Below are 19,452 nucleotides of genomic sequence, written 5' to 3' on the forward strand. Positions count from 1 at the left end.
CTCGAAATCTCGGATAGGGTGACGAAACGCCTCAGAATCGATGCAGGGAAAGTGATGAAGAAATGGATCGCGCTTTTGCTGGTTCTGACACTGTCCGGCTGCCGGGATGAGGTGACGCTTCTGTCGGGGTTCGAGATAGAAGCGCTGCTGGCCAAAGATCGCAAGATCGCGTTTGACAGATTCCACTATTCCGGGACGGCAACCCTTAGGGCGGATGAAACCTTTGAGGTCCTTATCCCGCGATTGGGACAGGATAGTGGCGTTTGGTGGCTGGATGGTGACAAGCTGTGCAGTCGCTGGAAATCGTTTCAGCAGGGTCGCCAGCTTTGCGCGCGGGTCGGACGGCTGCCGGATGGCGGATATCGCGGTCAGTTTCCGAAATCGGGCGCGTTGATCGGGAATTTTCGGTTCGAGGACTGAATTCAGGCAAATTCCCAACGTCGCATGGGATCAACCCAAACGCCGTCTGGCGAGATCCGCGTACCGACGACCAGCCGCTCAACCCCCTTGGCTGCCTCGAACGCCGCCGCATAGGCCGGATCGATATCCGCAGCCAGCGTGAACCGGTCGCAATCGGTGCGCTGCACCAGATACAGCAACACCGCCCGATGCCCCTGTGCTGCCATCGCCGCCAACTCACCCAGATGTTTGGTGCCGCGCGCGGTCACGCTGTCGGGAAACTCTGCCAGACCGGGCTGGCGCGAAAGCGTGACGCTTTTGACTTCGACATAAGCATCCGGCAGGCCCGGTTGGGTCAGCAGGAAATCGATGCGGCTGTTCTCGCCGTATTTCACCTCGGGGCGGACGGTTTCATAGGCGGCCAGTTCCGGGATCTCGCGCGCCATCAGCGCCGCCCGCAGCGCCCGGTTCGGCAGCGAGGTATCGACCCCGGTGAAATGCCCGTTCTCATGATCAACCAGCCGCCAGCCGTATTTCAGCTTTTTCTTCGGATCGTCATTGGGCTCCAGCCAGATTTTCTCACCCGGTTCCGCCAGCCCCATCATCGAGCCCGGATTGGCGCAATGGGCCGTCACCTCGCGCCCGTCTTCCAGCGTGCAATCGGCCAGAAAGCGTTTATAGCGGCGGATCAGGCGGGCGGGGACAAGGGGGGTTTCAAATCGCATGGCCATGGGCCTATACCTGCCACATGGGCCGATCAAGAGGGAGGGCGCGCCATGGCCAATCCAACCGCCGCAATGCTGGTGATCGGGGATGAGATTCTGTCGGGCCGCACCCGCGACGCCAATATGCACTACCTTGCCGGAGAGCTGACCAAGCACGGCATCGACCTGAAAGAAGTGCGAATTGTCAGCGACGACGCCGCTGCGATTGAGGGCGCTGTAAAAGCGCTGTCAGATGCCTACGACAACGTGTTCACCAGCGGAGGTATCGGCCCGACTCATGACGATATCACCGCCGACTGCATCGCACGTGCATTTGGCCGCTCGATTGATGTACGCGCCGACGCGCGCGCTCTGCTCGAGGCGCATTACGACAAATCCGGGTTGGAGCTGAATGCCGCCCGCCTGCGCATGGCGCGCATCCCCGAAGGCGCGGCGTTGATCGATAACCCGGTCTCGACTGCGCCGGGCTTCACGCTCGGCAATGTGCATGTCATGGCCGGTGTACCTTCGGTGTTCCGCGCTATGGTCGCCAGCGTTTTGCCCGCGCTAACCGGTGGTCGCCCGCTTTTGTCCCAAACCCTGCGTGTGGATCGGGGCGAGGGTGATATCGCGGCGATGCTGGCTGTGCTGGCCGAGGATTTCGCTGATCTTTCGATCGGTTGTTATCCATTTCAGATCAATGGCGTCTTCGGGGCCAATGTTGTGGTGCGCGGTACCGAGGGTGCGCGCATTGACGCTGCCATCACGCGTCTGGCGAAAGAGCTTGAGCTTTGAGCATCGACTGGCCCGCCATCGTCGACGGCACATGGCCCGCGGCCGGGTATGACAGGCTGGGGCCTTTCCGGCTGCGGCGCGGGCAGGGCGGCGGGTCGCGTGTGTCGGCGGCCAGCCGGCTTGGGGGCGTGCATGATGGCGATATCGACACCGCCGAAGCCGCGATGGAGGCGATGGGACAGAAACGCCTCTTTTGCCTCTGGCCGGGGGATGAGGCACTGGATGCGCAGTTGGCTGCCCGTGGCTACGACATTCTCGACCCGGTCAATATCTATACTTGCCCGGCGGCGCATCTGACCGATACGCCCCTGCCACGCGTCACCGTGTTCAACGTCTGGGAACCGCTCGCCATCATGCGCGAGGTCTGGGCGCAGGGCGGCATCGGACCGGAACGGCTGGCCATCATGCACCGCGCGCCGGGGCCGAAGACGGGCCTGCTGATCCGCCGCAATGATCAGCCCGCCGGGGCCGGGTTTGTGGCCATTCATAACGATATCGCCATGGTCCATGCGCTGGAAATCCTGCCCGACCACCGCCGTCAGGGCATGGGCGCTTGGGCGATGCGCGCCGCGGCGTTCTGGGCGCTGGACAATGGCGCAAAGACCCTTAGCGTGATCTGTACCAAGGCGAATGCGGGGGCAAATGGGCTCTATCATGCGCTGGGGATGGAGATCGCGGGCGAATATCACTATCGCCAGCAGGTTTGAGGAGAGCGAAGTGACCACACAGGACATGCCCACCGCCCTGAACCTGCCGATGGTGGACCCGCTGCCGCCCGAGACGCAGAAATATTTCGATATCTGCGTCGAGAAACTGGGCATGGTCCCCAACGTGCTGCGCGCCCATGCCTTCGACATCGACAAGCTGAACACGTTCACGGCGATGTATAACGACCTGATGCTGGCCGATAGCGGGTTGACCAAGCTGGAACGCGAGATGATCGCCGTTGTGGTCTCGTCCATCAACAAGTGTTTCTACTGCCTCGTGGCCCATGGTGCGGCGGTGCGGCAGCTTTCGGGCGATCCGCAATTGGGTGAGATGCTGGTGATGAACTACCGCGTTGCACCCCTGGATGATCGCCAGCGTGCAATGCTGGATTTCGCGGCGCAGATGACCCATGCCAGCGCAACGGTCGAAGAGGCGGACCGCCAGCGCCTGCGTAATGCGGGCTTCAACGACCGGGATATCTGGGACATTGCCAATGTTACCGGCTTTTTCAACATGACCAACCGCGTGGCGAGCGCAACAGCGATGGTCCCGAACCCCGAGTACCACGCCCAATTCCGATGATTCGTTGCCTATCTCTTTTCTTGGTCCTTCTGACCGAAGCTGCACTGGCGCAGGAGATTGCCCTGCCCAGCAGCGCGCGCCAAGTCAGCGAACGCATCAGCGCGCTCGACAGCTATGATCTGCCCACGGGCGTGTTCACCGATGGCGTGGTGCCTGCGCGCACAGTCGAAGGCCGCGTTGAGCGTTTGACATGGCGCTTGCAAGCGGGCTCGAGTACCACGCTGCAAATCCTTGCGCCCTTGCGCGATCAGTTGCAGGCGCAGGGGTATGACATCACCTTTGAATGCGAGGCGCGTACTTGCGGCGGCTTCGATTTTCGCTTTGGAACCGAGGTTGTGCCAACACCCGATATGTATGTGGCAATTCATGATTATCGGTTTCTCTCGGCTACAAAAGGCGAGAACGCGCTGAGCCTGCTGGTCAGTCGTAACGAGCCTGATGGCTATGTGCAGATGATCCGCGTGACACCGGTCGGAACCCAACCTGCGCCACCTTTGGTGATCGAGGAAACCGTAGAGGGTACAGAGGGCCTGTTGAGTGATCTTGGTCAGAACGGCCATGTAATCCTTGACGACCTGCATTTCCGCACCGGCGAGGTGGCATTGGGTGAGGGGCCATTTACCTCGCTGGATTTGCTGGCGGGATATCTGACCGACAATCCGCAAGCTCGTCTGGCGCTGGTGGGTCACACCGATGATACAGGTGCGCTACAGGCCAATATCGCGGTCAGCAAACAACGCGCCGAGGCGGTTCGCACACGTCTGATCGAGGCACACGGCGTCGCCGCCGACCGGATCGAGGCGCAGGGCGCCGGTTATCTCGCCCCGATCACCTCAAACGCGACGCCCGAAGGACGCGACATAAACCGCCGGGTCGAGGCCGTCCTGCTGATCAACTGAGACCTGACGCAAAAAAAAGACCCGCACTTTTCAGCGCGGGCCATCGAGGTGCCTCAGGGAGAATTCTACCAATCCATCGAGCCTTTTTCAGCATAGGCCTCGACAAGAAAATCAATGAATGCCCGAACTTTGGGCTGGGTGAAGCGACCGGGCGGATAAACGGCATAGATGCCCTGAACCTCGTCCGGCAGCGACGGCATCGCGTCTACGACCTCGCCGGATTTCAGCGCGTCCGCATAGAGATAGCTGGGCAGATGCGCGATCCCCAGACCAGAGATGGCTGCGTTCAGCAGCGATTGCCCGTCATTCACGCTCAGCCAGCCGGCGGTGCGCACCTGACGCTTTTCGCCCGACGGCGCAGTCAGTTTCCAGACACTGCCCGAAGACTGGCTTGAATAGTGCAGTAGCTTGTGTTCGTTCAGATCGTCGATCTTTTGCGGGCGCCCGAACTGTTCGATATATTTCGGCGAGGCGACCAGCCGCTTGACCGTCTCGGTCAGCTTGCGGGCACGCAGGGTGCTGTCTTCCAGCTCGCCAATGCGCACAGCGACGTCAAAGCCTTCGGAAATCAGTTCCACATAGCGGTTGTTCAGCACCATGTTGACCGTGATCTCGGGGTAGGCCGACAGAAAATCCGACAGGACCGGGGACAAATGATTGACGCCAAAATCTGTCGCCACACTGATCCGCAGCAGACCAGAAGGAGCCGATTGCATAGAGGTCACCAGCGCATCCGCCTCGCCCGCGTCGTTGAGAACGCGACGTGCGCGGTCGTAGTAAGCCAATCCAATCTCGGTCGGTGAAACGCGGCGTGTGGTGCGGTTTAGCAGCCTCGCACCCAGCCGTGCCTCAAGGCTCGACACGTGTTTGGAAACGGCCGATTTGGAGATGCCCATTTTCTTGGCCGCGTCGGTGAAACCCCCTTGGTCCACCACGTTGGAAAAGGCCTCCATTTCGGTCAGTCGATCCATTATCGTACCCCAGGTCTTCAAGTTGTTGTCTCTTTATCGCGATCAATCTGGGCAAGAACGGGGCAGACATGGGATAATATCAGGGTTTTGAATCGGATAGTTTGCGACTGGGAAACGCCGGTGAGCTTTGGCACCGAGCGACCAGATTCTGCGCAAACCCCCGGTTTCTGGACTTTCTCTCAAATGTGCTAAGATCAGAGTGGCATTTTTGTGACCACCCTTGCCCTCAGGGCTGTTTATTTTGCGGGCCTTTTCTACCAGGCGGAACAATAGTCACGATCGCTGCCAAAGCCAGCAGACTACCGATCGAGACGGCGGTAACGGCCCAGATCGGATCACCGTGGTGGGCAAGGGCGGCCAGACCGGCGGATATTACAATGACCACTATACGGGCCAATGTGGAGGCCACGGCCTGTGCCCGCACCCGCTGCGCCTTGGGGGCGCTGTCCATAAAGTACAGCATCCGTGCGCTGCCCAGCCCGGTGACTGCGACTGTTACGACAAATACGGTTACCGCATGAATATGCTCGCCGTGATCAAGCCCGCTGCGATGCAGGACGATCAGGACCAGACCCGAGACGAGGATCATACCGGCACCGCACAGCATGACCGCCCGATTCGACAGAATGGTCATTGTGCGCCAAAGGGGGGCGGCCACCATAAGTGCTGCAGCCGATGATACGACGAGGGCCGTCAGCCCTTGGGTCGAACTGTGGTGCGCCGCTGCGGCCAGGAGGGCGTAAAACGGAACCGATAACCCGGCGATCACAAAGGTGATGCGGATCGCGATAAACCTGCGGAACCAGGCTTCGGCCCACAAATCACGTGTATCCCGCCAAAACGCCCTAACCGCCTGCGCAGGAGATTGTCGCTGGTTGGCGACCTGCCCAGGGTGCCGCGCCGTTTCGCGGATGCTTAGAATCAAGCAGGCCGACAGCATAAAGCACACCACACCGAACCCGATGACCAGACTGTGCCGTGTCGGGGCTGGTGCGTCCCGGACAAGCTGATGCAGCAGCAAAACGGTGATGATGGTCGCTGCCCCGCCGATGGTTTTTTGCGCATAGCTTAGCCGCATCCTGTCAGGTGAGGGCAGGGTATCGCTGATGAAGTCGACAATCATCAGGGTCTTGAACTCTTCCAACACGCCGATTGCGAAGATCACCGCGACAAAGGCGATCATCACCATCGTTTGCGAACCATAGAGCGCAACCAGAACAAGGGTCAGAAAGCAGGTGGCGATTGCCAAATCAACCCGGGCAATAACCGATGCTTTGCGCGGCAATCGAGCGACATATCCTGAAAGGATCATGTCTGACAGGGTTCCTGCGGCTTGCCTGACCGAGATCAAAAGCCCTGCCAGAACCAATGGCAGACCCATGGATACCGCTAGAAACGCCACCACGATCGACGGGTTCGCCATGGACCACGCCATTACCGATAACGAACCCTGTCCTGCCATCAGTGGTAGGGTATGACGGTTGGGCTGCATGCGGGTTTCAGTCACTGGCACATCCGCGGTAGGAACAGAACCTGTCCATACTGCGTCAGAGTTCCGCCTGCGGCAACATTGTCAGAACGTTGCCGCCAGACGCGTCCCTTGATCGATCGCCCGTTTCGCATCCAGCTCGGCGGCCACATCAGCGCCGCCGATGACATGGCATGGAATGCCGCGCGCGCCCAACTGATCCGCCAGCGACCTGTCCGAGACCTGACCCGCACACAGCACAATGGTCTCTGCCGGGATCACGGTCGGGTCATCGCGGGTTTCGCCAAAGCTGATATGCAGACCCTCTTCGTCGATGCGCTCGTAATTCACGCCGCCTACGAAATTGACATCCTTCATCTTCAGGGTAGCCCGATGAATCCAACCGGTGGTCTTGCCCAGCCCTTTGCCATGCCGTTGCGCTTTGCGCTGCAGCAGGGTGACCTGACGGGCGGGCGCGGCGGGCTGAGGCCCCTCAGGCGCCAGCCCTGAACGGTGCTCTGCGGGATCTGTCACGCCCCACTCTTTCATCCACGCGGGCAGGTCGGTGGTTATGCTGTGACCGTCCTCCAGCAGGAACTCGGACACGTCGAAACCGATGCCGCCTGCACCGATCACGGCCACGGATTTACCGACCTCGGCCGTGCCGCGCAGCACGTCAATATAGCTGAGCACATTGTCCCGATCCTGCCCGGGAATCTGCGGATCACGCGGTGTGACGCCGGTGGCGATGACCACCTCGTCAAACCCGGTCAGGTCGTCGACGCTGACCTCGCGGTTCAGTTCCAGCTTGACGCCCAGATCGTCCATCATGGTGCGGTACCAGTCGACGAGGCCCCAGAATTCCTCTTTCCCCGGCACCTGCTTGGCCATGTTCAACTGGCCGCCAATTTCAGCAGCGCGGTCGAACAGAGTCACGTCGTGTCCGCGTTGGGCGGCGGTCATCGCAGTAGAAAGCCCCGCCGGTCCTGCGCCCACGATGGCAACCGTTTTGCGGGTCTCGGCCGTGCCAATGACCAGCTCGGTCTCATGGCAGGCGCGCGGGTTGACCAGACACGAGGTCAGCTTGCCGCTGAACGTGTGATCCAGACAGGCCTGATTGCAGGCGATACAGGGTGCGATCTGTGCTGCCTGCCCGGCAATGGCCTTGTTTACGAAATCCGCATCCGCCAGCATGGGGCGCGCCAGCGAGACCATATCGGCGCAGCCCGTCGACAGAACCTCTTCTGCGACCTCGGGCGTGTTGATCCGGTTCGAGGTGATCACCGGGATGCCAACCTTGCCCATCAGCTTCTTCGTCACCCAAGCGAAGGCTGCGCGCGGCACGGACGTGGCAATCGTCGGAATCCGCGCCTCGTGCCAGCCAATGCCTGTGTTGATGATCGTCGCCCCGGCCTGCTCGATCCGCTGCGCCAGCTCGACCACCTCATCATGGGTCGAGCCATTGGGGACCAGATCGATCATCGACAGCCGGTAGATGATGATGAAATCCGTCCCGACCGCTTCGCGCGTGCGGCGCACGACTTCGATGGGCAGGCGCATCCGGTTCTCATACGATCCGCCCCAGCGGTCGGTACGCTTGTTGGTGTGGGTCACAAGGAACTGGTTCAGGAAATATCCCTCGGAGCCCATGATCTCGACCCCGTCATACCCGGCCTTCTGCGCCAGCACGGCGGCGTTTACGATGTCACCGATCTGCTTCTCGATCCCATCCTCATCCAGCTCATGCGGCGGGAATGGAGAGATCGGGGATTTCACCGGGCTGGGTGCCACGCATTTCGGCCCATAGGCATAACGCCCCGCGTGCAGAATCTGCATCGCGATCTTGCCGCCCGCCTCGTGCACTCGCTGCGTCACGATTGAGTGGTTCGCGACCTCTGTGTCATTCGTCATCATCGACGCACCGGGCAGAACCGAGCCCTCAAGGTTCGGGCCAATGCCGCCAGTCACCATCAGCGCCACACCACCGCGCGCCCGGTCGGCATAGAACTCGGCCACGCGGTTCCAGTCGCCGGTTTCTTCCAATCCGGTATGCATGGACCCCATCAGCACCCGGTTTTTCAGCGTGGTAAAGCCCAGATCCAGCGGGGCCAGCATGTTTGGGTACGCGGTCATGACGAACTCTCCCTCCCGATTTTGAGGTTAGATTGACCTTCGCGTCACCTTTGTCACGTGAAACCTAACGTCATTCCCTTTGCCTTTGCCGCACTGCTTGCTAGAGACGATGCAAAGCGAATTCATGAGGCCCCGCATGACCCCCGACCAGATTGCCGAACTGCCCTATCGCCCCTGCGTCGGGCTGATGCTGATGAATGCCGAGGGTCGGATATTTGTCGGCCAGCGTAACGATCGCCACAAGGACGCCTGGCAAATGCCCCAGGGCGGCGTGGACAAAGGCGAAGACCCGCGCGACGCGGCCCTGCGTGAGCTGTGGGAGGAAACTGGCGTGACCCCCGATCTGGTCGACATCATCGCCGAGACAGATGGCTGGCTGCCTTATGATCTGCCGCATGAAATCGTGCCCAAAATCTGGAAAGGCCGCTATCGCGGGCAAGAGCAGAAATGGTATCTGATGCGCTTTACGGGCCGCGACGACCAGATCAACATCGCAACCGATCACCCGGAATTTACCCGATGGAAATGGCAGGAACCTGCGCGCCTCATCGCCGAAATCGTGCCTTTCAAGCGTGCGGTCTATGAACAGGTGGTAGCGGCCTTTGCCGCGCATCTGCGCTGATCACCTCGACCTCATGAACTGACAACTTGCCGTGAGCGGCATAGCGCTGGACCTCATGCCTCACTAGCCTTTGAGGCATGAAAGATACCGCAGATCACCAAATCTCAGACGTTGTCGGAACGGCGCCCGCAGGCCGCCAATTCCATGGGGCTGATCGCCGTACGCCGCTGCGTGATGGCCTGTGGTCCGCAGGCGAATACGGACCCGGCCAGACCGCCGGGCGGTTCTACCCCATCGCCTGCGTCGCGCTTGAGGTCACTCAGCGCTGCAATCTGGATTGCACGCTTTGTTACCTCTCGGACCGGGCCGAGATGACCTATGACCCCCCGCTCTCGGTCCTGTTTGCACGGCTGGCCACGATCCACAGCCATTATGGGCCTGGCGTTTCCGTCCAGTTGACCGGCGGCGACCCGACCCTGCGCAAGGTCGGGGATCTTGAGGCGTTGTGCCGCGAGATTCGCCGGCTGGGGATGCGATCCTGCCTGATGACCAACGGCATTCGTGCCAGCCGTGCGGCGCTGACCCGGCTGGCGGCGGCAGGGCTGGACGATGTGGCATTTCACGTCGATCTGACGCAGGAACGAAAGGGTTTCGAGACCGAGGTCGAGCTGAACACGGTGCGGCGCGCATATATCCGTCGGGCCGAGGGGTTGGGCTTGCGTCTACTGTTTAACACCACCGTGTTCGAGGGTAATTTTGCGGAACTCCCTGCAATTTCGCGTTTTCTGCGCGATCAGCCCGATGTGGCATTCGTCTCGTTCCAGATGCAGGCCGACACAGGGCGCGGTGTTTTGCGCGAACGGCCTGACATCATCACGCAGGACAGCGTCATACGCGCGATCGAAGAGGGATACGAAACCCCGCTGCACTTCGATTCCGCTGCAGTGGGTCATTCCAAATGCAACCGCTATGCCAGCGTGTTCGCGGCCGGAGGCAAAGCGCGGTCAACCTTGTCCGACCGGCGCCTTGTTCATCGCGTGATCGAGGCGTTGGAACAGCAGGATTGCTCGGAGGATGGGCATCTGGACATCCATGACAGTGTGCGGCTTTTGGCGCTGCGGCGCCCCATGCTGGCACTGCGCGCCGCCGCTCACCTCGCGGGCTGTGCGCTGCGCCTTGGAGCAGGATTGCTGCGGGGGCCCCTGCGCCGGCAGTCGGTGTTCATTCACAACTTCATGGCGGCTGACGCGCTGGAAGAAGACCGCTGTGCCTCGTGCGTCTTTATGGTCGCAACTGCCAACGGCCCACTGTCGATGTGCGTTCACAATGCGCAACGCGATCTGCATCTTGCAGCGCCCGATCGCGTCGACAGCGACGATGGCCCGCGTTGGTGGAACGCTGCGGCGCGCGATTTGTCCACAAACCCGAACCTACCGGACCTGAACGACCCCGCGCTGGCTCCGCTCAAAAAGCTCAAAGGGCAGCTTCGGGCGAAACGCGCAAACCAGAAGGCCGCCTCATGAGAAAACTGCTGATCCTGCTGCTTCTTCCGCTGCTTGCCGCCTGTGCCAGTGTCGAACGTTTGGCGCTGCCAGCGCCCACACCGCTTGAGAACACCGCCCTGACCCGGACTGCGCCCCCACCCGGAGAGCGGGTCGACCACCGCGACTGGAGCACTTTTCTGAACCGCTATGTTGCGACCGATCCGCAGGGCGTCAACCGTGTGGCTTATGGGCAGGTGTCAAAGGCCGACCGCGCGCGACTGGATGGCTATCTGACAACTCTGCAAAGCGTCGATCCGGCAGAGCTGGGCCGGGATCAGCAACTTGCTTACTGGATCAACCTCTATAACGCGCTGACAGTTGACCTGATCCTTGAAAACTACCCTGTCGCTTCGATCCGCGATATCACGGATGGGGCGTTTTCCTTTGGACCATGGGATCGGCCCGTGGCGCGGGTCTCTGGGCAGACCCTGACGCTGAACGAGATCGAACACCGCATCATCCGCCCGACATTCGACGAACCGCGTATCCATTACGCGCTGAATTGTGCGGCGGTTGGATGTCCCAATCTGATGAATCGCGCCTGGCAAGCACAGACGCTAGAGCGCGACTTTGCAGCTGCCGAACGCGCCTATGTCAATGATCCGCGCGGTGTGCGCTATGACGGGCGCGGGCGGCTCATCCTGTCGAAGATCTATATCTGGTTTCGCGAGGATTTCGGGGCGAATGAGAAGGCCGTGATTGCCTATCTGGAAACCGCAGCCGAGCCAGAATTGCGCGCAAGACTGCAAGGGACGGCGCGCGTGAGTGGCTATGAGTATGATTGGGCCTTGAACGACGCGGCAGCGGGGTCTTAGCGGCGCGGCTCAGCGCTTTATAGCAACCCTTCGGCGCGCAGCAGATCCAGCATATTCGCTTCGGGGCGCGGTCCGATATGGCTGATCACCTCGCGGGCGCAGACATTGCCGATTTTGGCGCAGGTCTCGTAATCGCGCCCCGTGGCCATGCCAAACAGGAACCCGGCTGCAAACTGGTCGCCCGCTCCGGTCGCATCCACCGGCACCACCTTTTGAACTGCCACATCGATGCGTTGCCCCTCGGACAACACGCTCACCCCGTCACCCGATCGCGTACACACGACCAGGGGGCAGATTGCGGCAGTCTTGGCGAGTGCTTCTTCCAGATCGTCGGTTTCGAACAGCGATTTGATCTCGGCCTCATTGCCGATCACGAAATCCAGTTCGTTCTCGATCAGCAGCAGGAAATCTGTGCGATGCCGCTCTACACAGAACGGGTCGGAGATTGCGATGCCGGCTTTGCCGCCACCTTTATGGCAGGTTCGCGCCGCCTCAAGGAATGCCGCCTTGCCCTTTTCCTTGTCGAACAGATAGCCCTCAAGGAACATGATCTGGGTGCTTCCCGCGACCTCATCGGGCACATCTTGCGAGGACAGTTCCGATGAAATCCCCAGATAGGTATTCATCGACCGCTCGCCATCTGGCGAGACGAAGATCATCGAGCGTGAGGTCGGCAGCTCGCCGCCCGGGACCGGGGGGTTCACGAAATCCACCCCATCCTCGTTCATCGCATCGGCATAGAACCGGCCCAGCGCGTCGTCATGCACGCGTCCGATAAAGGCTGCATCCAGACCCAGCGCACCCGCGCCCGCAATCGTATTGGCCACCGAGCCGCCGGGCGTCTGCACGCGGCCTTCCATCGAGGCATACAGCACCTCGCCGCGCTCCTGCTCGATCAGCTGCATGATGCCCTTCTCGATGCCCATCAGTTCCAGAAAACTGTCATCGGCCTGCGAAATCACGTCCACAACGGCGTTTCCGATACCGGTGAGTTGATAGGTCTTCATTGGGTCTTGTCCTCGAATTCGCAGAGATCACGGATGATACAGGTCGGGCATTGCGGCTTGCGCGCCTTGCAATGGTACCGTCCATGCAGGATCAGCCAGTGATGCGCATGGAGTTGAAAGTCGGCCGGAATATTGTCCTCGATGGCGCGTTCGACCGCGTCCACGTCCTTGCCGGGGCAGATGCCGGTGCGGTTGCCGACGCGGAAGATATGGGTGTCCACCGCCTGCGCCGGTTGCCGCCACCACATATTCAGCACCACATTGGCCGTCTTGCGGCCTACACCCGGCAGCGATTGTAGTGCTGCGCGGGAATTGGGCACTTCGCCGCCATAGTCCTCGACCAGAATGCGGCTGAGTTTGATGACGTTCTTCGCCTTTTGGCGGAACAGGCCGATGGTCTTGATGTGCTCGGTCAGCCCCTCTTCGCCCAGATCCAGCATTTTTTGCGGGGTGTCGGCGATCTTGAACAGCTCACGCGTCGCCTTGTTGACCCCGGCATCTGTCGCCTGCGCCGAAAGCGCCACTGCGACGACCAGAGTATAGACGTTCACATGCTCCAGCTCGCCCTTGGGTTCCGGGTCCGCCTCCTGAAAACGCGTAAAGATCTCGCGGATCGTGTGATAATCGAGTTGCTTTGCCATCCGCGCCTTAATGCCGCCCACCGGGCCGTGACACAAGCCCAAAGCCAATGCGCAAGTTCCGGGTCGCGGGGGCGTGAGGGGGACGCTATGGTCCGGTCATCAGGAATGAGGTGAGTCCCATGAATGTCCAGACCCCCGAAAGCGGATACCATTATAATGTCATGCGCCGGGCAATTGACCTGATTGATCAGGGTGGCGAAACCCTGAGCCTTGAGGAACTGGCCAGCCAGATGGATATGAGCCCTGCCCATTTCCAGCGGCTGTTCTCACGGTGGACTGGTGTATCGCCGAAACGCTATCAGCAATATCTGACACTGGGTCATGCCAAGGCGCTGTTGCGCGAACGGTTCACAACGCTAGAGACCGCGCACAACGTGGGCCTGTCAGGGAGTGGCCGTCTGCACGATCTGTTCCTGAAATGGGAATCCATGAGCCCCGGCGAATACGCGCGCAAAGGCGCAGGGCTGACGATTTACTGGGGCTGGTTCGAAAGTCCCTTTGGCCCGGCATTGGTTATGGGTACGGACAAAGGCATCTGCGGTATGGCTTTCGGCGCAGAAACCGGCGAGGAAGCGGCAATGGAAGATATGCTTTCGCGCTGGCCGTTGGCCGAGTTTGTGGAAGATCCGATGCATCTGCGCCCTTGGGTGCTGAGCGCTTTTGGTGCCGCCAATGACCGGTTGGAGCCGACACCGTTGTACCTGATTGGCTCGCCCTTGCAGATCAAAGTGTGGGAGGCGCTGATGCATATTCCTTCAGGGCAGGTCACGACCTATTCCGAAATCGCGCAACGCGTGGGGTCCCCTCAGGCCGTGCGCGCGGTCGGCACGGCTGTGGGGCGCAACCCTGTCAGTTGGCTGATCCCGTGCCATCGCGCCTTGCGCAAGTCAGGCGGATTGGGGGGCTATCACTGGGGCCTGCCCGTCAAGCGCGCCATGCTGGCCTATGAGGCTGCTCAGGCGGATGCCTGAGAAATAAAGCGAGGCACCCTAGGGTGCCTCACAACTGGATCACGTTTGATCTGGGTTATTCGGCCGCCCAACCGCCAACGGCTTTGACTTCAAGAAAATCCTCAAGCCCAAATACTCCGCCTTCGCGCCCGTTGCCGGATTGCTTCATCCCTCCGAACGGAGAGCCGGCGCTGCGCGACTGGCCGTTCATTTCAACCATGCCGGACCGCAGATGCCGCGCCATGCGATTTGCCCGGGCACCGTCCTGCGTCTGGACATAATTGGTCAGCCCGTAAGGCGTGTCATTGGCGATCTCGATGGCCTCGTCCTCGGTGTCGAAGGGGATCATGGTCAGGACCGGACCAAAGATTTCCTCGCGCGCGATGGTCATCTGGTTGTTGGCGTCGGCAAAGACAGTAGGACGCACATAGTAACCCTTGTTCAAACCTTCGGGCCGCCCGGTGCCACCGGCGACAAGACGTGCGCCTTCGTCGATACCCTTCTGGATCAGGTCCTGAATCTTGGTCCACTGCACCTCGTTCACAACGGGGCCGATGTGACGACCTTCTTCCAGGGCGGGCCCGACCGAGACCTTGTTTGCCACCTCGGCCGCCGTTTCCACCGCCTGATCATAGATCGGCCGCTGCACCAGCATCCGGCTGGGCGCGTTACAGCTTTGGCCGGTGTTGTTCATCATATGCAACACGCCGCGCTTGACCGCCTTTTCATCCGCATCGGCAAAAACCACATTCGCGCCCTTACCGCCCAGTTCCAGATGCACCTTCTTCAAGGTATCGGCGGCATTCTTGGAAATCGCGGTGCCCGCGCGGGTCGAGCCCGTAAAGCTGACCATATCCACATCCGGATGACCTGAAAGTTGCGAGCCGACACCTGCACCATCCCCGTTCACAAGGTTGAACACACCCGCCGGGAAACCGGCCTCGTCCATCATCTCGGCAAAGATCATCGCGTTCAGCGGGCTTTGCTCGGACGGTTTCAGCACCATTGTGCAGCCCGCGATCGCCGCCGCGCCCACCTTGAGTGTGATCTGGTTCATCGGCCAGTTCCACGGGGTAATCAGGGCGGCCACGCCCACGGCCTCATAGATGATCCGGTCATTCGGGGCGTGATCACCCAGCGGGCGTTCGAAGGGGAACCCTTTGGCGGCACGGATGAAGTTTTTCAGGTGATAGATGCCTGCCCCCGATTGCTGCGTGCGCGCCATGTCAATCGGCGCGCCCATTTCGAGTGACATCGCCTGCGCCAAATCTTCCGAGCGCGTCGCATAGATGTCGACCAGCTTTTCCACCAGCGCGATACGGTCCGCGACCGGGGTCTCCATCCAGCTGGGCAGGGCGGCTCTGGCGGCGGCGACGGCAGCGTCGGTATCCGCCGCACTGCCCAGTGAGATCACCGCGCAGGGCTCTTCTGTCGACGGGTCGATGACCTGAAAGTCGTTGGCCGCCGCCGGCGAGACCCATTGGCCGTTGATATAGAAATCACGTTTTTCGATCATGAGAGAGCCTCCGCAGCACATTACATTCGACCGCACGGTCGGTTTTGTTGGCTACTCTGTCACTGCTGAAAGGGCGGGGCAAGGGAAAGCTGTGATCCGGGCATTGCGATATATGAATTTACCTGACGTCAAATCTGAGAGCTTTAACCTGCGGCCAAAGTGATTAAGTTTGCTGCGACCGACTCGGTTTACATACCAGCAGAGGAGATGCCCCATGGGTTTGCGCATCAATGATACAGTTCCGAATTTCACCGCAGAAACGGATCAGGGCACCATTCAGTTCCACGACTGGATCGGCGACAGCTGGGCAATCCTGTTCTCGCATCCCAAGGATTTCACCCCCGTCTGCACCACCGAGTTCTCGGCTGTGGCGCAGTTGAACGACGAATGGGCGGCGCGGGGGACCAAGGTGATTGGTGTGTCTGTTGACGGGGTTGAGGACCACAAGAAGTGGAAGAAAGATATCGAGGCTTACGGTAATGCCAATCCTGGCTTCCCGATCATTGCTGATGACGGTCTGGCCGTGTCGAAAGCCTTCGACATGCTGCCCGCCGAGGCTTACCTACCCGATGGCCGCACTCCCGCTGACAGCGCCACCGTACGCTCGGTCTTTATCATCGGGCCGGACAAGCAGCTGAAGCTGTCGATGACCTATCCGATGACCGTGGGCCGGAACTTTGCCGAGATCCTGCGCGCGCTGGACGGGTTGCAGATGTCGTCCAAGGGCGTTGCGACGCCTGCGAACTGGGTGCCAGGTGAGGATGTGATTATCCCGCCTGCTGTTTCGAACGAAGATGCCAAAGAGAAGTTCGGCGAGTTCGAGACGATCTTTCCCTATCTGCGCAAGACCAAAGCGCCGTCCTGAGCTGAGGCTAGGTAAAGGGGGGCTGTCTGCCCCCCATCGCGCCAGAGGCGCGATTCCCCCCGAGGATATTTTTGGCCAGATGAAGCTGCGGATGCGCGCCTGACCTTCGCTGTTTTGTCCACGGGGCGGATGCGGTCAAAGGTGATGTGAAACACATTGGTGTACGCCGTGTAGGTCAGGGTCAGCCCGAGATTCAGCGCGCGTGCCGAGCCCAGAGAATGGTCCCCCGCAGCCATCGGCAGGGGAAAGGTGATCATCACGGCAGTGATTTCGTGCAGGGATGTATAAATGACGCGCAGCGTATGAGGGTTTTTGCAGGCCAGTCGATCAGCTCGAAGCTGCTGGTCTGGATGATGCGTTCGCGGGGGCACTGAGTACCATATCCATGCTCATCAATCTGGGGTGGCCCGAAGAGCCGGTTTAGATGTTCTGAGCTATGCGCCTGAGTGGATGGCTACGGGTTCAACTTGGGTTGGAGAATCGCACGTCACGATTAGGGTGGCTGTGATATGGGACAATGTCTTGATCGAAAGTCGGAGAAGTGTCTGTTTATTCTAAAAGAAAAGACCCCGGCAATGGCCGGGGTCTTTCAGTTCTCGTGTATAGATAGGCGCTGATTACTCAGCGTCTTCCTTCTTTTCTTTCTTCTCGGGCACGATCTCTTCGCCGGTTTCCTGATCGACGACTTTCATCGACAGGCGGACCTTACCGCGGTCGTCAAAGCCCAAGAGCTTGACCTTCACTTCCTGACCTTCCTTCAGAACGTCTGAGGGATGGTTCAGGCGGCGGTTTTCGATCTGGGACACGTGGACCAGACCGTCGCGCTTGCCAAAGAAGTTCACGAAGGCCCCGAAATCGACGATCTTGACGACTTTACCGGTATAGATCTGACCCTCTTCCGGCTCAGCGACGATCGAGTGGATCATCTCATAGGCCTTCTTGATCGACTCCCCATCGGGCGAGGCGATCTTGATGACACCGTCGTCGTTGATGTCGACCTTGGCACCCGACACTTCGACGATTTCGCGGATGACCTTACCACCCGAACCGATCACTTCACGGATCTTGTCGGTCGGGATGTTCATGGTCTCGATGCGCGGGGCGTGGACCGAGAATTCGTTGGTCTCGGACAGGGCTTTGCCCATCTCGCCCAGGATGTGCATCCGGCCGTCCTTGGCTTGCGCCAGGGCTTTCTCCATGATCTCGGGCGTGATGCCCGCGACCTTGATGTCCATCTGCAGCGAGGTGATGCCGTTTTCGGTACCAGCCACTTTGAAGTCCATGTCGCCCAGGTGGTCTTCGTCACCCAGAATGTCCGACAGGATGGCGTATTCGCCGTCATCTTCCAGGATCAGGCCCATGGCCACACCGGCAACCGGCGCTTTCAGCGGAACGCCCGCATCCATCATCGACAGCGAACCGCCGCAGACCGACGCCATCGAGCTGGAGCCGTTGGATTCGGTGATCTCGGACACGATGCGGATCGTGTAGGGGAAGTCGGTTGCCGCAGGCAGAACCGCCTGCAGGGCGCGCCATGCCAGCTTGCCGTGGCCGATTTCGCGACGGCCGGGGCCACCAACGCGGCCAACTTCGCCAACCGAATAGGGCGGGAAGTTGTAGTGCAGCAGGAAGTTCGATTTGAAGTTGCCATGCAGCGCATCGATGAACTGTTCGTCGTCACCGGTGCCCAGCGTGGTCACGGCCAGCGCCTGCGTTTCACCACGGGTGAACAGGGCAGAACCATGGGTCCGCGGCAGCATCGAGGTTTCTGCAACGATCGAACGGATGTCGGTGGTCGAACGACCATCGATCCGCTTGCCGCCTTTGACGACGTCGCCGCGCAGAATGCCGGCTTCCAGCTTTTTCATTGCCGAACCGAGGTTGCCGTCTTCCAGCTGTTCTTCGGTCAGCGCTTCTTTGATCGCTTCACGGGCGGCAGCAACAGCGGCGGTGCGCTCCTGCTTGTCGGTGATTGCGAAAGCGGCGCGCATCTGCTCTTCACCGGCGGCCTTAACAGCTGCGTACAGATCCGAATAGTCAGGCGCTTCGAATTCAAACGGCTCTTTCGCGGCGTCTTCGGCCAGCGAGATGATCAGGTCGATCACCGGCTGAATCTGCGCGTGCGCAAAGTTCACCGCGCCCAGCATTTCCGCCTCGGACAGTTCGTAAGCTTCGGATTCCACCATCATCACGGCGTCTTTGGTGCCGGCCACAACCAGATCCAGACGCTGTTCAGGGTTCAGGCGCAGGTCCTGCATGTCGTCCACGGTCGGGTTCAGGACGTATTCGCCATCCACGAAACCAACGCGGGCACCGGCGATCGGGCCCATGAACGGCGCGCCGGAAATGGTCAGCGCAGCCGAGGCAGCGATCATCGCAACGATGTCGGGGTCGTTGACCAGATCGTGGCTCAGCACGGTGCACATGACCAGAACTTCGTTTTTGAAGCCGTCAACAAACAGCGGACGGATCGGACGGTCGATCAGACGCGCGGTCAGCGTCTCTTTCTCGGTCGGGCGCGCCTCGCGCTTGAAGAAGCCACCCGGAACCTTACCGGCGGCATAGTATTTCTCTTGGTAGTGGACGGTCAGCGGGAAAAAGTCCTGACCGGGTTTTTGCGCCCGTGCAAAGGTCACGTTTGCCATGACGCTGGTTTCGCCCAGCGTGGCAATCACGCTGCCGTCAGCCTGACGGGCAACCTTGCCGGTTTCCAGTGTCAGCGTCTCTTCGCCCCACTGCATAGATTTCTTTGTTACATCAAACATATGCGTATCCTAGAACGGAGCACTCCCGCCCCTGCGGGTCTCCGGTTTGCATGGCGGCCCCATTGCCGCCGACCCCACTTTATCTTCCATTCGAGTGCCGGGGTCAGGGCACAACGTCTCAGATACCC

Annotated in this window: 19 protein-coding genes; 10 read left to right on the forward strand and 9 right to left on the reverse strand. The window is 60.3% G+C overall.

The genetic code is table 11. The features are described from left to right. The first annotated feature begins 54 nt into the window (after nt 1-54). On the forward strand, nt 55-420 hold the full coding sequence (locus ACR0KM_RS08890) for a hypothetical protein (protein ID WP_480858664.1): 366 nt from the start codon (nt 55-57) through the stop codon (nt 418-420). A 2-nt stretch (nt 421-422) separates the two neighbouring features. Here ACR0KM_RS08890 and sfsA read toward each other — a convergent pair whose 3' ends face one another. Further along, nucleotides 423-1,124 carry a DNA/RNA nuclease SfsA gene (gene sfsA, locus ACR0KM_RS08895; protein WP_480824581.1) on the reverse strand — a complete coding sequence of 234 codons (702 nt, stop codon included), beginning with the start codon at nt 1,122-1,124 and terminating at the stop codon, nt 423-425. Nucleotides 1,125-1,175: 51 nt separating this feature from the next. Between sfsA and ACR0KM_RS08900 the strand changes: the two genes are divergently transcribed. Genes ACR0KM_RS08900 through ACR0KM_RS08915 form a run of 4 tightly spaced genes read left to right on the forward strand, consistent with a single transcriptional unit; the run spans nt 1,176 to nt 4,087 of the window. Next, a complete protein-coding gene (locus ACR0KM_RS08900; RefSeq protein WP_480824268.1) occupies nt 1,176-1,898 on the forward strand; it encodes a competence/damage-inducible protein A in 723 nt (240 codons plus the stop codon). Beyond that, nucleotides 1,895-2,605, forward strand: coding sequence for a GNAT family N-acetyltransferase (locus ACR0KM_RS08905; RefSeq protein ID WP_480858666.1), 711 nt, complete (start codon nt 1,895-1,897; stop codon nt 2,603-2,605). Before ACR0KM_RS08900 ends, ACR0KM_RS08905 begins: the two co-directional genes overlap by 4 nt. 25 nt (nt 2,606-2,630) lie before the next feature. Continuing rightward, nucleotides 2,631-3,188, forward strand: coding sequence for a peroxidase-related enzyme (locus tag ACR0KM_RS08910; protein WP_480858944.1), 558 nt, complete (start codon nt 2,631-2,633; stop codon nt 3,186-3,188). Continuing rightward, entirely contained in the window at nt 3,185-4,087 is a 903-nt protein-coding gene (locus tag ACR0KM_RS08915; RefSeq protein ID WP_480858668.1) for an OmpA family protein, read from the forward strand. The genes ACR0KM_RS08910 and ACR0KM_RS08915 overlap by 4 nt, the downstream gene beginning before the upstream one ends. Nucleotides 4,088-4,152: 65 nt before the next feature. Here ACR0KM_RS08915 and ACR0KM_RS08920 read toward each other — a convergent pair whose 3' ends face one another. The 3 genes from ACR0KM_RS08920 to ACR0KM_RS08930 all read right to left on the reverse strand — a co-directional run bounded on the left by ACR0KM_RS08920 (nt 4,153) and on the right by ACR0KM_RS08930 (nt 8,659). Then, nucleotides 4,153-5,058 carry a LysR family transcriptional regulator gene (locus tag ACR0KM_RS08920; RefSeq protein WP_480824274.1) on the reverse strand — a complete coding sequence of 302 codons (906 nt, stop codon included), beginning with the start codon at nt 5,056-5,058 and terminating at the stop codon, nt 4,153-4,155. Between the two features lie 226 nt (nt 5,059-5,284). Continuing rightward, nucleotides 5,285-6,565 (reverse strand): MFS transporter, encoded by a 1,281-nt coding sequence (locus ACR0KM_RS08925; RefSeq protein WP_480858671.1) that lies wholly within the window; start codon nt 6,563-6,565, stop codon nt 5,285-5,287. Between the two features lie 66 nt (nt 6,566-6,631). Further along, nucleotides 6,632-8,659 carry a 2,4-dienoyl-CoA reductase FMN-binding domain-containing protein gene (locus ACR0KM_RS08930; RefSeq protein WP_480858673.1) on the reverse strand — a complete coding sequence of 676 codons (2,028 nt, stop codon included), beginning with the start codon at nt 8,657-8,659 and terminating at the stop codon, nt 6,632-6,634. Between the two features lie 136 nt (nt 8,660-8,795). On the opposite strand from ACR0KM_RS08930, the gene ACR0KM_RS08935 reads away from it, so the two are divergent. From ACR0KM_RS08935 to ACR0KM_RS08945, 3 genes are all read left to right on the forward strand, one after another. Continuing rightward, nucleotides 8,796-9,281 carry an RNA pyrophosphohydrolase gene (locus ACR0KM_RS08935; RefSeq protein WP_480858674.1) on the forward strand — a complete coding sequence of 162 codons (486 nt, stop codon included), beginning with the start codon at nt 8,796-8,798 and terminating at the stop codon, nt 9,279-9,281. A 77-nt stretch (nt 9,282-9,358) separates the two neighbouring features. Then, nucleotides 9,359-10,744 (forward strand): radical SAM protein, encoded by a 1,386-nt coding sequence (locus ACR0KM_RS08940; RefSeq protein WP_480858676.1) that lies wholly within the window; start codon nt 9,359-9,361, stop codon nt 10,742-10,744. After that, nucleotides 10,741-11,580: a DUF547 domain-containing protein gene (locus ACR0KM_RS08945; RefSeq protein WP_480858678.1), complete on the forward strand. Its 840-nt coding sequence runs from the start codon at nt 10,741-10,743 to the stop codon at nt 11,578-11,580. Before ACR0KM_RS08940 ends, ACR0KM_RS08945 begins: the two co-directional genes overlap by 4 nt. 17 nt (nt 11,581-11,597) lie before the next feature. Here the strand turns inward: ACR0KM_RS08945 and ACR0KM_RS08950 are convergent, their stop codons facing one another. Both ACR0KM_RS08950 and nth read right to left on the reverse strand, forming a co-directional pair. Further along, nucleotides 11,598-12,587, reverse strand: a complete 990-nt coding sequence (locus ACR0KM_RS08950) for an adenosine kinase (RefSeq protein WP_480858680.1) — start codon at nt 12,585-12,587, stop codon at nt 11,598-11,600. After that, complete coding sequence (gene nth / locus ACR0KM_RS08955; protein WP_480858681.1) at nt 12,584-13,228, reverse strand: endonuclease III; 645 nt, start codon at nt 13,226-13,228, stop codon at nt 12,584-12,586. The genes ACR0KM_RS08950 and nth overlap by 4 nt, the downstream gene beginning before the upstream one ends. A gap of 119 nt (nt 13,229-13,347) precedes the next feature. Between nth and ACR0KM_RS08960 the strand changes: the two genes are divergently transcribed. Then, nucleotides 13,348-14,199, forward strand: a complete 852-nt coding sequence (locus ACR0KM_RS08960; protein WP_480824290.1) for a methylated-DNA--[protein]-cysteine S-methyltransferase — start codon at nt 13,348-13,350, stop codon at nt 14,197-14,199. Between the two features lie 55 nt (nt 14,200-14,254). Here the strand turns inward: ACR0KM_RS08960 and ACR0KM_RS08965 are convergent, their stop codons facing one another. Continuing rightward, nucleotides 14,255-15,694: an aldehyde dehydrogenase family protein gene (locus ACR0KM_RS08965; protein ID WP_480858683.1), complete on the reverse strand. Its 1,440-nt coding sequence runs from the start codon at nt 15,692-15,694 to the stop codon at nt 14,255-14,257. A 214-nt stretch (nt 15,695-15,908) separates the two neighbouring features. Here ACR0KM_RS08965 and ACR0KM_RS08970 point away from each other — a divergent pair, with 214 nt between their 5' ends. Continuing rightward, nucleotides 15,909-16,559, forward strand: coding sequence for a peroxiredoxin (locus tag ACR0KM_RS08970; RefSeq protein WP_480695596.1), 651 nt, complete (start codon nt 15,909-15,911; stop codon nt 16,557-16,559). On the opposite strand, the gene ACR0KM_RS08975 is transcribed toward ACR0KM_RS08970, so the two are convergent. Beyond that, nucleotides 16,529-16,930, reverse strand: coding sequence for a chlorhexidine efflux transporter (locus ACR0KM_RS08975; protein WP_480858685.1), 402 nt, complete (start codon nt 16,928-16,930; stop codon nt 16,529-16,531). The two genes, ACR0KM_RS08970 and ACR0KM_RS08975, sit on opposite strands and share 31 nt — an antisense overlap. Nucleotides 16,931-17,176: 246 nt before the next feature. Further along, complete coding sequence (gene pnp, locus ACR0KM_RS08980; protein ID WP_480858687.1) at nt 17,177-19,324, reverse strand: polyribonucleotide nucleotidyltransferase; 2,148 nt, start codon at nt 19,322-19,324, stop codon at nt 17,177-17,179. Nucleotides 19,325-19,452 lie beyond the last annotated feature (128 nt).

This window comes from Ruegeria sp. G10 (genome assembly GCF_056533645.1).

Coding starts and splice junctions, on each gene's coding strand:
- ACR0KM_RS08890 (WP_480858664.1), top strand. CDS start 55: ATGAAGAAATGGATCGCGCTTTTGCTGGTTCTGACACTGTCCGGCTGC.
- sfsA (WP_480824581.1), bottom strand. CDS start 1,124: ATGCGATTTGAAACCCCCCTTGTCCCCGCCCGCCTGATCCGCCGCTAT.
- ACR0KM_RS08900 (WP_480824268.1), top strand. CDS start 1,176: ATGGCCAATCCAACCGCCGCAATGCTGGTGATCGGGGATGAGATTCTG.
- ACR0KM_RS08910 (WP_480858944.1), top strand. CDS start 2,631: ATGCCCACCGCCCTGAACCTGCCGATGGTGGACCCGCTGCCGCCCGAG.
- ACR0KM_RS08915 (WP_480858668.1), top strand. CDS start 3,185: ATGATTCGTTGCCTATCTCTTTTCTTGGTCCTTCTGACCGAAGCTGCA.
- ACR0KM_RS08920 (WP_480824274.1), bottom strand. CDS start 5,058: ATGGATCGACTGACCGAAATGGAGGCCTTTTCCAACGTGGTGGACCAA.
- ACR0KM_RS08930 (WP_480858673.1), bottom strand. CDS start 8,659: ATGACCGCGTACCCAAACATGCTGGCCCCGCTGGATCTGGGCTTTACC.
- ACR0KM_RS08935 (WP_480858674.1), top strand. CDS start 8,796: ATGACCCCCGACCAGATTGCCGAACTGCCCTATCGCCCCTGCGTCGGG.
- ACR0KM_RS08940 (WP_480858676.1), top strand. CDS start 9,359: ATGAAAGATACCGCAGATCACCAAATCTCAGACGTTGTCGGAACGGCG.
- ACR0KM_RS08945 (WP_480858678.1), top strand. CDS start 10,741: ATGAGAAAACTGCTGATCCTGCTGCTTCTTCCGCTGCTTGCCGCCTGT.
- ACR0KM_RS08950 (WP_480858680.1), bottom strand. CDS start 12,587: ATGAAGACCTATCAACTCACCGGTATCGGAAACGCCGTTGTGGACGTG.
- nth (WP_480858681.1), bottom strand. CDS start 13,228: ATGGCAAAGCAACTCGATTATCACACGATCCGCGAGATCTTTACGCGT.
- ACR0KM_RS08960 (WP_480824290.1), top strand. CDS start 13,348: ATGAATGTCCAGACCCCCGAAAGCGGATACCATTATAATGTCATGCGC.
- ACR0KM_RS08965 (WP_480858683.1), bottom strand. CDS start 15,694: ATGATCGAAAAACGTGATTTCTATATCAACGGCCAATGGGTCTCGCCG.
- ACR0KM_RS08970 (WP_480695596.1), top strand. CDS start 15,909: ATGGGTTTGCGCATCAATGATACAGTTCCGAATTTCACCGCAGAAACG.
- pnp (WP_480858687.1), bottom strand. CDS start 19,324: ATGTTTGATGTAACAAAGAAATCTATGCAGTGGGGCGAAGAGACGCTG.